Source organism: Methylobacterium sp. FW306-05-D (assembly GCF_058782155.1).
On sequence record NZ_JBYSXL010000096.1, the window covers coordinates 1 to 13,804 of the forward strand.

At 71.9% G+C, this 13,804-nt stretch carries 10 protein-coding genes; 4 read left to right on the forward strand and 6 right to left on the reverse strand.

Annotated features, from left to right (window positions below; translation table 11 throughout):
- The first annotated feature begins 688 nt into the window (after positions 1 to 688).
- Positions 689 to 1,999, forward strand: a complete 1,311-nt coding sequence (locus AC3WLN_RS21490; protein ID WP_492484674.1) for an AMP-binding protein — start codon at positions 689 to 691, stop codon at positions 1,997 to 1,999.
- 306 nt (positions 2,000 to 2,305) lie between these two features.
- Positions 2,306 to 2,650 (forward strand): hypothetical protein, encoded by a 345-nt coding sequence (locus AC3WLN_RS21495; protein ID WP_463780466.1) that lies wholly within the window; start codon positions 2,306 to 2,308, stop codon positions 2,648 to 2,650.
- 111 nt (positions 2,651 to 2,761) lie between these two features.
- On the opposite strand, the gene mfd is transcribed toward AC3WLN_RS21495, so the two are convergent.
- From mfd to AC3WLN_RS21515, 4 genes are all read right to left on the reverse strand, one after another.
- Positions 2,762 to 6,355: a transcription-repair coupling factor gene (gene mfd / locus AC3WLN_RS21500; protein ID WP_492484676.1), complete on the reverse strand. Its 3,594-nt coding sequence runs from the start codon at positions 6,353 to 6,355 to the stop codon at positions 2,762 to 2,764.
- A gap of 971 nt (positions 6,356 to 7,326) precedes the next feature.
- Positions 7,327 to 7,677: a cupredoxin domain-containing protein gene (locus AC3WLN_RS21505; RefSeq protein ID WP_492484678.1), complete on the reverse strand. Its 351-nt coding sequence runs from the start codon at positions 7,675 to 7,677 to the stop codon at positions 7,327 to 7,329.
- A gap of 427 nt (positions 7,678 to 8,104) precedes the next feature.
- Complete coding sequence (locus AC3WLN_RS21510) at positions 8,105 to 8,398, reverse strand: FAD assembly factor SdhE (RefSeq protein WP_056477903.1); 294 nt, start codon at positions 8,396 to 8,398, stop codon at positions 8,105 to 8,107.
- A 101-nt stretch (positions 8,399 to 8,499) separates the two neighbouring features.
- Complete coding sequence (locus AC3WLN_RS21515; protein ID WP_492484680.1) at positions 8,500 to 8,688, reverse strand: DUF1640 domain-containing protein; 189 nt, start codon at positions 8,686 to 8,688, stop codon at positions 8,500 to 8,502.
- 213 nt (positions 8,689 to 8,901) lie between these two features.
- Between AC3WLN_RS21515 and recG the strand changes: the two genes are divergently transcribed.
- Positions 8,902 to 11,049, forward strand: a complete 2,148-nt coding sequence (gene recG / locus AC3WLN_RS21520; protein ID WP_492484682.1) for an ATP-dependent DNA helicase RecG — start codon at positions 8,902 to 8,904, stop codon at positions 11,047 to 11,049.
- Between the two features lie 218 nt (positions 11,050 to 11,267).
- On the opposite strand, the gene AC3WLN_RS21525 is transcribed toward recG, so the two are convergent.
- Entirely contained in the window at positions 11,268 to 11,807 is a 540-nt protein-coding gene (locus AC3WLN_RS21525) for a DUF2380 domain-containing protein (RefSeq protein WP_492484684.1), read from the reverse strand.
- 127 nt (positions 11,808 to 11,934) lie between these two features.
- Here AC3WLN_RS21525 and AC3WLN_RS21530 point away from each other — a divergent pair, with 127 nt between their 5' ends.
- Positions 11,935 to 12,936, forward strand: coding sequence for an AraC family transcriptional regulator (locus AC3WLN_RS21530; RefSeq protein ID WP_492484686.1), 1,002 nt, complete (start codon positions 11,935 to 11,937; stop codon positions 12,934 to 12,936).
- A gap of 129 nt (positions 12,937 to 13,065) precedes the next feature.
- Here the strand turns inward: AC3WLN_RS21530 and AC3WLN_RS21535 are convergent.
- Positions 13,066 to 13,804, reverse strand: a 739-nt coding sequence (locus tag AC3WLN_RS21535; RefSeq protein WP_492484688.1) for a DUF502 domain-containing protein, incomplete at its 5' end; no start/stop codon positions are given.

The following is a 13,804-nucleotide window of genomic DNA, read 5'->3' on the forward strand; positions in this document are numbered from 1 at the left end:
GCGCGGGGGCGGCCGGGGCCGGCGCGGCCTTGCCCTTGGGCGCCTGCGCGAGAGCCGGTCCGGCAACCCCCGCCGCGCCGGTGAGGCCGGCCAGGGCGAGGAACGCGGCGACGCGCAGCGGGCGCGCGGGACGGTTGGCGAAGAACATCAGCTCTGACCCCTTAAGATGACGGCGTAACGGATTCGGCTCGCGGGATGCGCCTTGAAACTGGAGCGCGGATTCGCATCGAACGGTTCGGACTTCAAGGGCGCTTCGGGGCTTGGGAGGCCCGTTCGGTACCGGTTCGGCGCATTCATCGCACCGGACCTGCCGGACAGGCCCCTTTCGACCGCCATCGCTTCGAAGCCGACATCGCCCCTGGGCCGGGATCATGACGGGGCCCGGATCGCGGCGGCGCGGCGGACGAATCCCTCCGCCACCGCGCGGCAACCCCCGGACCGCGCCCTCGACGGCACGGTCCCGCCCCGACGACAGGGCGGACTGCTTTCCCCCCGAATGCGGCGAAGACATGACACCGCGGTCAGGACCGGGGTCCGGCGGTTAAGCCGGGCTTAACCCTAAGCCTTCATGAACGGTGGGTCGCGGGAGTCAGCGCACGTGCCGGCGCAGCAAGCAGCCCATCTTCAAGCCGCCCACCTCCTGGACTCCGTCCGGGCAGGGATTCCACTGTCTCAGGCCAGTCTCCGCATGAATGGTGCTTCCGCGACGGGTCCCGGCCGTTCGGCCCAGGTCGGGTCCGGCCCCGCGCCGGCGAGCGCCTCCGGCGAGGGCCCCGACAGCGCGCGGGTTCCACCCCGGGCGCAGCGCCTCTGCACCCTGCTCGCGGGCACGGCGCATGCCCATCCGCGGCGCGTCGCCTTCGTCGACCCGCCGCACAAGCCGCTCTGGAGCGGGCGGGCCGCCATCACCTGGACCTACGCCTCGGCGGCCGAGATCGTGGCCCGCCTCGCCAACGGCCTGCGCAGCTGGCGTCTGGCCCCGGGCAGCCGCATCGGCATCGCCCTCCCGGGCAGCTCCGAGAGCTTCATCGCCTATCTGGCGGTGGAGGCCGCCGGCCATATCCCCTGCCTGCTGCCCCTCACCCTCGACGAGGAGGGCCTGCTCGCCGCCGTCCAGCACGCCGCGCTCCCGGCCGTCATCACCCAGACGCGGTTCGGCCCCCTCGCCCTCGCCGAGCGCCTGTGCCGGGTCGCGGTGCGCTATTTCGGCCTGCGCTACCTCGCCGCCTTCGGTCCGGACGTCCCGGACGGGGTGATCAGCCTCGACGCCATGGCCCTCGATCAGGCGGGCGGCCCCTTCGCGGCCGGCCCCGGCGGGTTCATCAGCTTCGCCGAGGGCGATCCAACGCGTCCGGTCCATCGCAGCGGCGACGCGCTGCTGGCGGCCATCGCCGTCTACCTCGTCACCGCCCGGGTCCAGCCCGGCGACCGCATCCTCAGCCTGGTGCCGCAGAGCGACCTGCGCGGACTCGTGACCGGGCTCGGTGCGGCCCTGGTGGCGGGAGCCGGGGTCGAGACGCTGCCGGTCTTCGAGGCCCGCAGCTTCGCCGCCGCCCTCGACCAGCCCCTGCCCACGCGCCTCGTGGTGCCCGCCCGCCTGGAGCGCAACCTCGCCGCCAGCCGCCTGCCGGCGAGCCTGCACGGCATCGTGCTCGCGCATCGCGCCCCGGGGCAGCTCGGACCGCGCAGCCTGGCCTCCTCGGAGCACCGCCCGGTCGTCGACGTGATCGCCTTCGGCGAGACCGCGCTGCTGACCGGCGCCCGGGAGGCCAACGACGTCGCCCTGTCCCTGACCCATCCCGAGCGCGCGCACCTGTTCTCGACCCTGATGGCCCTGCGCCGGGACCCCGACGGCCGCCTCGCCTTCCGGGGACGCGCCTGCCACGCCGAAGCGCTGCAGCGCGACATCGCGATTCCCGAGACGGTCGATGCCTGGGCGGCCTCGCCCTTCGCCGCCGGCATCGCGGACGACCGCACCCTGGCCATCCGGCGCGCCTGAACGCCGACCCGGCCGGCGTCGTGGCCGGGGGGCCGGTCGCTCCCCCGGCGCCCGGGCGCGATCCCGCCGCCGCGGCGCACAGGCGGGGGCGAAACCCGGATTGTCGATTCGCACGAGAGGCTTGCGCCCGGCCCGTCCGGTCTTCCCACAGTGGAATGATGCGCCGCATCGATCCGGTTCATCCCGCGCTCAGGGGACCGACGGCACGGTCACGTTAACAACGTGGCCGGCGAACCAACCGCCCACATGTGTGTTGTCACACGAGTCCCTTTCCAAGGGACGAAGGATGGGCTAGCACTGATGCTCATGGGTGCGCTGCAACAAGTTCTCGTTGTCGACGATGGCCACCGCGCCATCGATCATTCGCTGGCCGCCGAGCTCGCCGAGCTCGGCTATGCCAGCGTCACCGCCTCGCTCGAGGCGGCGCATGACGTGCTCGCGGTCATCGCGCGCCCGGCCGCGATCCTGCTCCAGGCCTCGTCCCGGAACGACCCGGCCTACGATCAGCTCTCCGAGCGCCTGCGCGAGCAGATGCGCCAGGCCGGCATCCCGGTGATCGTGGTGGACGAGGCGATGGGCCGCCGGTCCGGCACCTGCATCGACCTGCAGAGCCAGATCGGCCCCTACGTCCTCAACGAGCCCGACCTCTGACGCGCCGGTCGAAGAGACCGGACCAACCCTCTGCTTCGTTTGCGAAAAGGGCGTGCCGGCGGCGCGCCCTTTTCGCGTTTTCCGGGCTCGCGCAGCCTCCTCTTTGCCGGCTCACGCCGCCTTCTTGCGGCGGGCGATGGTGGCGAGGCTGCGCAGGATCGTCGTGGTCACCTTGAGGCGCTCGGGGATGGTGTCGAGCTCGCGGATGAAGACGATGCTCATGTCCGGCCGCACCTTGGCGAAGGAGGCCTGCTCGGCGACGTAGGCCACCAGCCCCTGCGGGTTGGCGAAGGCCTTGTCGCGGAAATGCACGACGACGCCCTTCGGGCCGGCCTCGACCTTCTCCACGTTGGTGTCGCGGCACAGGATCTTGATGGTGACGATCTTGAGGAGCTGCTCCACCTCCGGCGGCAGCGGGCCGAAGCGGTCGATCAGCTCGGCGCCGAAGCTCTCCATCTCGGCGTCGTTCTCCAGCGTCGAGAGCCGGCGGTAGAGGCCGAGGCGGACGGTGAGGTCCTCGACGTAGTCCTCCGGGATCGTGACGGGGGCGCCCAGCGCGATGGTGGGGGACCAGGCCTCCTCCACCGGCTCGTCGATGCCGGCCTTCAGGGCCGTGACCGCGTCCTCCAGCATCTGCTGGTAGAGCTCGTAGCCGACCTCCTTGATGTGGCCGGACTGGGCGTCGCCCAGCAGGTTGCCGGCACCCCGGATGTCGAGGTCGTGGGAGGCGAGCTGGAAGCCGGCGCCGAGGGTGTCGAGGGTCTGGAGCACCTGCAGGCGCTTCTCGGCCTGGACCGTGAGGGTGCGGTTGGCCGGGGTGGTGAACAGCGCGTAGGCCCGGGCCTTGGCGCGCCCGACGCGGCCGCGCAGCTGGTAGAGCTGGGCCAGACCGAACATGTCGGCCCGGTGCACGATCAGGGTGTTGGCGGTTGGGATGTCGAGGCCGGATTCGACGATGGTGGTGGAGAGCAGCACGTCGAACTTGCCCTCGTAGAAGGCCGTCATCACGTCCTCGAGCTGGCCCGCCGCCATCTGGCCGTGGGCCACCGCCACCTTGGTCTCGGGCATCTCCTGGTCGAGGAAGCGCTTGACCTCGGCGAGATCCTCGATGCGCGGCACCACGTAGAACGACTGGCCGCCGCGGTAGCGCTCGCGCAGCAGGGCCTCGCGGATGAGGAGCGGATCGAAGGGCGTCACGAAGGTGCGCACGGCCAGGCGGTCCACCGGCGGCGTCGCGATGATCGAGAGCTCGCGCACCCCCGTCATGGCGAGTTGGAGCGTGCGCGGAATCGGCGTCGCCGAGAGGGTGAGCACGTGCACGTCGGCCTGGAGCGCCTTGAGGCGCTCCTTGTGGGCCACGCCGAAATGCTGCTCCTCGTCGACGATGATGAGGCCGAGATCCTTGAAGGCCACGTTCTTGGCGAGCAGGGCGTGGGTGCCGACCACGATGTCGACGGTGCCGGCGGTCAGGCCGTCGCGCACCCGCTTCATCTCGGTGCTGGAGACGAAGCGCGACATCTGGGCGACCTCCACGGGCAGGCCCTTGAAGCGCTCCGCGAAGGTCCGGTAGTGCTGGCGCGCCAGCAGCGTGGTGGGCACCACCACCGCCACCTGCTTGCCGCCCATGGCGCCGGCGAAGGCGGCGCGGAGCGCCACCTCGGTCTTGCCGAAGCCGACGTCGCCGCAGACGAGGCGGTCCATCGGGCGGCCCGCATTGAGGTCGGTGAGCACCGCGTCGATGGCGTTGGCCTGATCCTCGGTCTCCTCGAAGGCGAAGCGGGCTGCGAACTCGTCGTAGAGGCCCTCCGGCGCGTGCAGGCGCGGGGCCTGGCGCACGAAGCGCTCGGCCGCGACCCGGATGAGCTGGCCGGCCATCTCCAGGATGCGCTTCTTCATCTTGGCCTTGCGGGCCTGCCAGGCGCCGCCGCCGAGACGGTCGAGGGCGATCTCGGCATCCTCCGAGCCGTAGCGCGTCAGGAGCTCGATGTTCTCGACGGGGAGCAGCAGCAGGCCGCCGGCATACTGGATCTCCAGGCAGTCGTGCGGCGCGCCCGCCGCCGTCACGGTCTTGAGGCCGACGAAGCGGCCGATGCCGTGGTCGGCATGGACCACGAGGTCGCCGGGCTGGAGGGCCTGCACCTCCAGGATGATGTCCTGCGGGCGCTTGGCCTTGCGCTTCTGGCGCACCAGCCGGTCGCCGAGGATGTCGCCCTCCGAGATCACCGCGAGCCGGTCGACCACGAAGCCGGAATCCAGCCCCCAGACCGCCACGGCGACGTCGGTGCCGCGCTTCAGCGCGTTCACGGCCGCCAGGGTGTTGATGGAAACGGGCTTCCTCAACCCGTGATCGGCCAGCACCGAGCAGAGCCGGTCGCGCGAGCCGTCGGACCAGGAGCCCAGGATCACGTGATGACCGGAGCCCTGCAGGTCCTTCACGTGGGCCACCGCCGCGTCGAAGACGCTGGCGGATTCGTCGGCGCGCTCGGCGGCGAAGCTGCGGCCCTGGCGGCCCTCGCAGTCGATGGTCGCCCGCTCCGGGCTCTCCGGCATCGAGAACGGCGAGAGCCGGGCGACCGCGGCCGCCGCGACCCGGTCGCGCCACTCGTTGGGGGTGAGGTAGAGGGCGGAGGGCTTGAGCGGCTTGTAGGGCGCGACCCCGGGGGACGGCGCCTTCATGGCCTCGGCGCGGGCGTCGTAATAGTCGCGGATCAGGGTCAGGCGCTCATGCGCCGCCTCGTCCACCTGGGCGTCGAACACCATCGGCACGCCGGCCACGTAGTCGAACAGCGTGTCGAGCCGATCGTAGAACAGCGGCATCCAGTGCTCGAGGCCGGCATAGCGCCGGCCCTCGCTGATGGTCTCGTAGAGCCGGTCGTCGCGGTTGGCCGCGCCGAAGGCCGAGAGGTAGCCCTGGCGGAAGCGCCGGATCGTCTCGGTGGTGAGCTGGACCTCGCTCATCGGCACGAGGTCCAGCGAGCGCAGCTGCCCGACCGTGCGCTGGGTCTCGGGGTCGAAGGCGCGGATCGATTCCAGGGTGTCGCCGAAGAAGTCGAGGCGGATCGGGTTGGGCAGGCCCGGCGGCGACAGGTCGAGGATGCCGCCGCGCACCGCGTACTCGCCGGTATCCCGCACGGTGCCGGTGCGCAGGAAGCCGTTGGCCTCGACCCAGGCCGTCACCGTGTCCATCGGCACCACGTTGCCGATGGCGGCCGAGAAGGTCTCGGTCGCGATCTTCTCTCTGGGCGGCACCCGCTGAATCAGAGCGTTGACGGTGGTGCAGAGGATGCGGGGCTGCGCCTCCGAGGAGCGCGAGCGGGCGAGGCGCGACAGGGCCGTCATGCGCTGGGCCGCGATTGATCCGTTGGGCGAGACCCGGTCGTAGGGCTGGCAGTCCCAGGCCGGCACGCTCAGCACCTCGATCTCGGGGGCGACGAATTTCAGGGCGCCCACGAAGGCGGCCGAGCGCCCGGAATCGCGGGCGACGTGCACCAGCACCGCCGGCCCCTCGACGTCGCGGCTCAGCGCCCGGGCGAGGTCCGCCACCACCACCGCGTCGAACCCCTCCGGCACGTTGGCCAGCGTCGGGCTGTCGCCGCGCTTGAGCGCCTCCAGGGCGCGGGCCAGCGCGCCGGATTTCGGCAGGGCGAAGCGCGCCGTCTGGGGTTTCGCCGCGGGCGCGGGGGCTTTGGGCTGGGGTTTGGCCATCGGGTCGGGGTTCTGCACTCGTGCTGCGCCGGCCGGACCCTGACGGGGCCGTCCGGCTTCGTTCGTCTGACGGATCGCCCCGGGCGCGGACCGGGCGGAATCGCGCGCGCGACCGGACCGCGCGACCGGATCGTATGTAACCGCGGGTCCGGTCCTTACCAGACCCGCGCGGCGCCGTACCGGCGTTACCGCACGCCGCCGCGTCGATCCAGCGCGCGGGGGGCGGCGAGCCCCTCTCCCGGTCGCTCCGCGACCACCCTCCCCCGCACCGGGGGGAGGGTCGGCCTCGGTGCCGTCATCCCCACGCGGCTTCGCCCCCGCGCGCGGTTCCGCGCCGGGGGCATGGCCCAAATCGACGCGCGGACGGGGACGCGGGACGCCGCGGAACCCAATGTTGCGCTTCATCGATGTGCCGGTTCCCCGGCGTCCCTGGGCTCCGGCGTCGCCGCCGGGGCCGTTGGCGTCGCGGTGTCTCCGACGGGGCTCGCGCTGGCGCTAAGTTCGGCGGGTTCTGGGGAGACCCCGCACGCTTCGGAGCGAGCCTTCGTCGCACGCCGCCTCGTCATGGGCGGCGCCGCAGCTTCTTCCCGCTGACCCAGCGACGGGTCGGACGGCGGGGGCATTTCCTCCCCCGGCGCGCCGCCCTGTGCCGAGCCTGCGGTCATAGCGAGCCGTCGCCCGGGGCGGCAGCGACCGAAGCCACCGACGCGGGCACCGCCCCGCCGCCCCTCAGCCCGCCCGGTCGGTCTCCGGTCGGGCTCCCGTTTCGTCCGGGCGGCAGGTCTGGGGACGATGGCACGGGATAGGAATATTGTCAAGATTTTTCGACGCTTCCAGCCCGGTGGGCCCGGGCCTGCCGGCGCGATTTTTCGCCGGGCCGTTCCCGTCCTCGGCCGAGGGGCGATCGGCGGTGCACGCCTCCGGGCGTCGACCGGACCGCCCCTTTCCGACGCCCGAGGCCGCCGGCTTCTTCAGTCCACATGGACGGCGAGCGTCATCTTCGGGTGCACGCCGCACAGGACCAGGAAGTCGCCCCGCTGCGGAAACACCATCGTGGTGCGGCTGCCGGGCGCCTGGTCGCCGAAGTCGCGGCGGAGGCCGTCCGCCTCGATGTAGGCGTGATGGACGGCCGTGGCTTCCTCGTTGGACAGCACGATGGACCCGCCCGCCTGCAGGGTGACGGCCCGGAAGCCGAATTGTCTGGCTTTCTGGATGACGATGCCGGCCACGGTCGAAGCGTCGGCGTCGGCCTGGAGGCCGCCGAGACAGCAGGCCAGCCCGGCTGCGGACGCGAGAAGGCGCCGCTTGATCGAAGATCCCATCGGATAGACCCACGCTCTGTTTTTAACTTAGAGTCTCCCGAGAGCCGTAGATCGCGAAGGTTTCGAAAGCATTGCGGCTTTGATCTCAAGGAAAATTCGGAAGGATTCGGTTAACGCAGGATGGAACGTCTCGACCGCTTCTTGGCATCGCCGGTAACGTTCGAGGAACGACGATCGCGCCCGGACGATCGACCGCGCGCCGGTGCGCCTCTCGGCCGGCCGGCGCGCTCTTCGTCTTGTGCCATCTGTCCGGGCCCGACGGTGATCGTCCGGGGCGGCCGCGCGCTGTCGCCCGGCCCTGGACCGTCGGCATCGATGCCCGCGCGCGGCCGGGCCGCCCTTCGCCCCTCCCCGTCCCCCGGGACGGAGCACCGACCCGCCCGGGGCGCGGACAGTCCGGCGCCTGCGAGGGCGCGCCCGCCCTCGCCTAGTGGATCGGCGCGTCGTGCTTGTGGAAGGCCTTGAGGCGGCGATAGACCGGCGTGTCGTAGTTCTCGGGCGTCGGGTCCTCGCCGGTGAGCCAGCGGAACAGGTCGCGGTCGGGCACCTCGATCAGCGCCTCGAAGGTGGTGAGCTCCTCCTCCGAGAGCGTGCCGATCTCGGCATCGGCGAAGCGGCCCATGATCAGGTCCATCTCGCGGATGCCCCGGTGCCAGGCGCGGAAGAGGGTGCGGCGGCGGCGCGGATCGAGGTCGGCGCTGGTGCGGGTGGTGCCGGACATGCGGTCGGTCCTGTGAGGCTGTGATCCCGGGATGCCGTGATCCAAGGATCACGGGATTCGGGATCGGAGGATTCGGGATCGGAGGATCGGGCGCCCTGCCCTCAGCGGAGGCCCTTCGTCAACGTGATGAGGGCGCCCACCACCACGATGGTCTGAAACCCGATCGCGGACAGGTCGCCCTCCCGGACGTCGCGGATCACGCCCGTGACGGCTTCGGCCTGCTCCTCGGAGAAGCCGGCGGCCTTCGGGCGGCGGGCGATGGCGAGGGTGTCGAGGGTGGCTGTCGTCATGGCGCGGGCGTCCGGCTCTCCTGCCTCCACCGAGGCGGATGATCCTCGCATATGGCCGGCGTCGGGGCTATGGCAACGATCCCGTGGGCCGGAGCGGCAACGCGGGCGTTGCTCCGGTCGGCCCCCGCATTCTATGGCGGGAGGCATGTCCACCGTCCCGGCTCACAGATCTGGTCTGGTCCGCCCTGCTGCGCGCGGCGCCGGAGCGGCCGCATGACCGAGCCCGCGTCCCGCCCGCCCCTGCTCCGCCCGAGCATCCTCGATGCCCTCTTCGCGCCCGCGCGGGGCCTGCCGGGCATCGGCCCGAAGATGGCGCCGATGATCGAGCGGCTGCTCGGCACCCCCGAGCAGCCGGCCCGGATCGTCGACCTCCTGTTCCACCTGCCGCAAGGGGGCGTCGCCCGGCGCCTGATGGGCTCCATCGCCGAGGCGCCCCCCGGCGAGCCCGTGACCCTCGGCGTCACCGTGACGGGCTACCGGGCGCCCCAGCCGGGGGCGGGCCGGCGGCCCTTCCGGGTGCTGGTGGAGGACCCCACCGGGGACATCACGCTCGTGTTCTTCGGCATGCCCCAGGCCCGCGTCGAGAAGATGCTGCCGCTGGGCGCCCACCGCTACATCACCGGGCGCATCGACCTCTGGGACGGGCACCGCCAGATGGTGCATCCGGCCCGCATCGTCGACGAGGCGGGCCTGGCCGCCCTGCCCGCCGTCGAGCCGATCTACGGCGCCACCGAGGGCCTGACCTCGCGGGCGATCTCGAAGCTGGCGCATGCCGCCCTGGAGCGCCTGCCGGTGCTGCCCGAGTGGCAGGACCCGGCCTGGATCGCCCGCGAGGGCCTGCCGGCCTTCGCCGACGCGCTCCGGGCCGAGCACCGGCCCGAGCGCGCGCCGCCGCCCCTCCCCGAGGGGGCGGCCGCGCCGCCGCGCTCCCCGGCCCGGCGGCGCCTGGCCTATGACGAGCTCCTGGCCTCGCAACTGGCGCTCGCGCTGATGCGGGCCCGCAACCGCCGGGCGCCCGGCCGGGCCAATGCGGGGGACGGGACCTTGAGCGGCCGGATCGCGGCCGGCCTGCCCTTCGCGCTCACCGGCGCGCAAAGCCGCGCGGTCACCGAGATCCGGGGCGATCTGGCCTCCGACCGGCGCATGCTGCGCCTGCTCCAGGGCGATGTCGGCTCCGGCAAGACCGCGGTGGCGCTGCTCGCCATGGCCTCGGCCGTGGAGGTCGGGCGCCAGGCGGCCCTGATGGCGCCCACCGAGATCCTGGCGCGCCAGCATTTCGAGCGCCTGGCGCCCCTCGCGCAGGGCCTGCGCCTGCGCCTGCTGACCGGGCGCGACAGGGCCTCGGAGCGCCGCGCCACCCTGGCGGCGCTCGCCGCCGGGGAGGTCGACATCGTGGTCGGCACCCACGCGCTGTTCCAGGACGCCGTGGTCTTCTCCGATCTCGGCGTGGCGGTGGTGGACGAGCAGCACCGCTTCGGCGTGCACCAGCGCCTGGCGCTGGGGGCCAAGGGCGCGGCCGTCGACATCCTGGTGATGACGGCGACGCCGATCCCCCGCACCCTGGCGCTGACCTGCTTCGGCGACATGGACGTCTCGGTGCTCGACGAGAAGCCGGCCGGGCGCCGGCCCATCGCCACCCGCCTCGTCTCCACCGACCGCCTCGACGAGGTGGTGGCGGCCCTGGGCCGCGCGCTCGCCGCCGGCGACCGGGTCTACTGGATCTGCCCCCTGGTGGCGGAATCCGAGTTCGTCGACTTGGCGGCCGCCGAGGAGCGCTTCGCGGACCTGCGCCACTCGTTCGGCGACGCCGTCGGCCTCATCCACGGCAAGATGCCAGGGCCCGACAAGGACGCCGCCATGGAGCGCTTCGCCCGGGGCGAGACGAAGATCCTCGTCTCCACGACCGTGGTGGAGGTCGGCGTCGACGTGCCGGAGGCCACCATCATGGTCATCGAGCATGCCGAGCGCTTCGGGCTCGCCCAGCTCCACCAGCTCCGCGGCCGGGTCGGGCGCGGCGCCAAGGCCTCGAGCTGCCTCCTGCTCTATCGCGGGCCGCTGGGCCAGGTCTCGCGGGCCCGCCTCGAGATGATGCGCGAGACCGAGGACGGCTTCCGCATCGCCGAGGAGGACCTGCGCCTGCGCGGCGAGGGCGAGGTGCTGGGCACCCGGCAATCGGGCCTGGCCGCCTTCCGCCTCGCCAGCCTGGAGAGCGACGCCGAGCTGCTCCAAGTGGCCCGCGACGACGCGCAGCTCGTGGTCCAGCGCGACCCCGGCCTGCGGAGCGAACGGGGCCAGGCGCTCCGGGTGCTGCTCTACCTGTTCGAGCGCGAGGCCGCGATCCGGCTGCTCGGGGCCGGCTGAGGGGACGCGCCGACGCGGGGCTCGCCGGAAGCGAGCGGCCGGGACGGGGGGATTTCCGCCCGTTCGCTTCCCAGCACCGTGTTGCGGACGCGAACATCCGTCATCTGCCGGAGGCTTTTTCCCAGCAGAGGATTTGCTCCGGTACGAGAGTCTGGCCGACCGAGCGAAAGGCCATCTTGCGCCTGCAGGGTGCGTGCCCCCCTTCGAGAGGTGATCGGCTAGAGCGGCTTCGCCGCCGCATCGCGGATCTGGGCGACGAGGAACGCCTCGGCGCGCTGCCACGACTCATCCGTATCGCCCCGGAAATTCAGGTCGCGGGTCAGGATCTCTCGGCCCGTCCGTGCATCAACCAGACGCGCCCAAAGCTGAAGGATCAGGGTACTGCTTTTATGCACGACGCCGACGAAGATCAGCTGCGCACCGCGATCCCGTGCGGCTTGGAGCAGGCAAGTCGCTTGGCCCGTGGGGCAATCCTGGCTCAGCTGCTCGGCGGGAAGCACGGCCGCGCGGTACATGCCCGTGCCGGTAAGATCGACGGCGAGGTCGTCCGTCAGGCGTGCCAGACGCTCCGTGTGCTGAACGGACTGATCAGCGGGCTCGCCTGAGGTGTCGAGCAATTTGAGAGGCAGCACCGCGACGGAAACCGGGGTGGTTTCCGCCGCGCGGATCGGTGCCCCCGCCAGCGATGTCATGACGCCGCCGATCATACCGATCCGATACACGTGCCGTATGACGCTGCGATCGATGAAAGCCGACATGGCCGTTCCCTCCCGGATATCTCTGGCCTGATCCACGCCGGCCGATTCCCTCCGGTCTAGGCGACACCCGACCCCCAATCTTGCCATCCTGCGCCAAAGCGCGGACCTTGCGGCCGGGAGGCCATCCATGTCGGCATACGGACTGACCAGGGCGCGCACGATGGGGCCGATCGCCGAGGCGGTCGCCGCAGCCGGCGGTTCCGTCAGCCGCGCCTTCGGTCGCGCCGGAATGCCCCTGACGCTCTTGGACACTCCGGATCGGCTGATCCTTCTCCGGGATCAGCTCACGCTCGTCGAGGCAGCCATCCGCGAGATCGGCGATCCCGCCTTGCCGGCTCGGCTCTCGACCCGCACCGGTATCGCAGGCCTGGGCCCCATCGGCATCCAGGTGCAGTCCGCTGACACCCTCGGCGACGCCCTTGGGCGGGTGGAGGTCGTCACACCGCTGCTCTTGCAGACCGCGACCCGGACCGGCGTCTGCTGCCGGGGTGGGGAGGCCTTCTACGGCTACGAAGTCGCCGAGCGGATCGCGTGCGGGCGTCAGGCCAACGAGATCCTGGCGCTCGGCTATCTGCTGGGTACGGTGCGCCATTTTCTCGGCAAGGCCTGGCGGCCTACGCGCGCCGTGGTGACAGGGGCGTGGCTCCCGGCCCGCGGCGAGATCGAGGTCCTGTTCGGATGCGAGGTCGCGCTGGGCCCACGCGCTGGGCTCGCCTTCCCAGCCAATCTTCTGGGGACCGTCAATCCCTGCCGCTTCCGTCCTGTTCGCGACGGGGCCATGCAGGACGCGCCGATCACCGACCGGCTCGCAGATTGCGTCGCACACGTGATCGCCCTCGAACTCGACGAGGGGGGCTCTTCCATCGATCGCGTGGCCCGACGCCTCGGCCTCTCGCGCCGGACCCTCCAGCGCCGCCTGGAGGAGGTTGGTACGTGCTACGCCGACATTCATCGCCGCATCATGCTTCTCCGCGCGGGCGAGCGGCTGGTTGAGACGACGCTGAGCATCGGGCGCATCGCCGCAGAGCTCGGCTACGACGATGCAGCTCACTTCACGCGTGCGTTCCTGGGGTGGACGGGCTCAACGCCCAGCCAATGGCGGCGGCACCACGGTCTGCGGTCTGATTGAGCACGAAGCGGCGGGACCGCGCATACGGCGAATGTCCGCCGGTGAGGCCCTTTCAAATCCGCTTCCAGGGCCTCGGTCGCGGACGGCACCAAGCCTCGGGTTTCGACGACGAGACGCCGGGGGCCCGGCTCAGGCGTCGACCTTCGGCGGCGCGTCGTGGGCGGCCCGCAGGGAGGCCGCCATGGCCTGGAACTTCGCCGGGTGGTCGTCGGGCTGGATCACGCCGGCCGACATCACGAGTTTCGCCGCGTCGTCGACGCTCATGGCGATCTCCACGATGTCGGCGCGCGGCAGGTAGAAGAAGAACCCGGTGGTGGGGTTGGGCGCGCAAGGGAGAAACACGCCGACATGGTCGCCCCCGGGTGCCAGCGCGTTCTGCACGTCGGGCGCGGCCGGCGCCGAGAGGAACACCACCGACCAGGTGCCCTTCACGGGGAATTCCACCAGGCCCACGGTGCGGAACGAGGTGCCGTTGGCGGAGAACAGCGTCTCGAAGATCTGGCGCAGGCCCTTGTAGAGCCCCGAGATCACCGGGGTGCGGGCGAGCAGCACCTCGCCGAACTCGACGACGCTGCGCCCGACCAGGTTGGCGGTGAGGAAGCCCAGCAGCGTCACCGCCACGAAGGCGATGAGGAGGCCCAGCCCCGGAATCGAGAAGGGCAGGTAATGGTCGGGCAGGTAGCTCGCCGGCACCAGGGGCTTCACCCAGCCGTCGATCAGGCTGATGAACCACCAGGTCAGGTAGATCGTGATGGCCAGCGGCCCCGACACGATGATGCCGGTGAGGAAGTAGGTCCGCAGGCGGCCCCGCGCGCTCACCCGGGGGCGGGCGCCGGCCTCGGGCTCGGGTGGGGGGAGCGTTGGGGGA

Coding starts and splice junctions, on each gene's coding strand:
- recG (WP_492484682.1), top strand. CDS start 8,902: ATGACCGAGCCCGCGTCCCGCCCGCCCCTGCTCCGCCCGAGCATCCTC.
- AC3WLN_RS21510 (WP_056477903.1), bottom strand. CDS start 8,398: ATGTCCGGCACCACCCGCACCAGCGCCGACCTCGATCCGCGCCGCCGC.
- AC3WLN_RS21490 (WP_492484674.1), top strand. CDS start 689: ATGAATGGTGCTTCCGCGACGGGTCCCGGCCGTTCGGCCCAGGTCGGG.
- AC3WLN_RS21505 (WP_492484678.1), bottom strand. CDS start 7,677: ATGGGATCTTCGATCAAGCGGCGCCTTCTCGCGTCCGCAGCCGGGCTG.
- AC3WLN_RS21495 (WP_463780466.1), top strand. CDS start 2,306: ATGGGTGCGCTGCAACAAGTTCTCGTTGTCGACGATGGCCACCGCGCC.
- AC3WLN_RS21525 (WP_492484684.1), bottom strand. CDS start 11,807: ATGTCGGCTTTCATCGATCGCAGCGTCATACGGCACGTGTATCGGATC.
- AC3WLN_RS21530 (WP_492484686.1), top strand. CDS start 11,935: ATGTCGGCATACGGACTGACCAGGGCGCGCACGATGGGGCCGATCGCC.
- AC3WLN_RS21515 (WP_492484680.1), bottom strand. CDS start 8,688: ATGACGACAGCCACCCTCGACACCCTCGCCATCGCCCGCCGCCCGAAG.
- mfd (WP_492484676.1), bottom strand. CDS start 6,355: ATGGCCAAACCCCAGCCCAAAGCCCCCGCGCCCGCGGCGAAACCCCAG.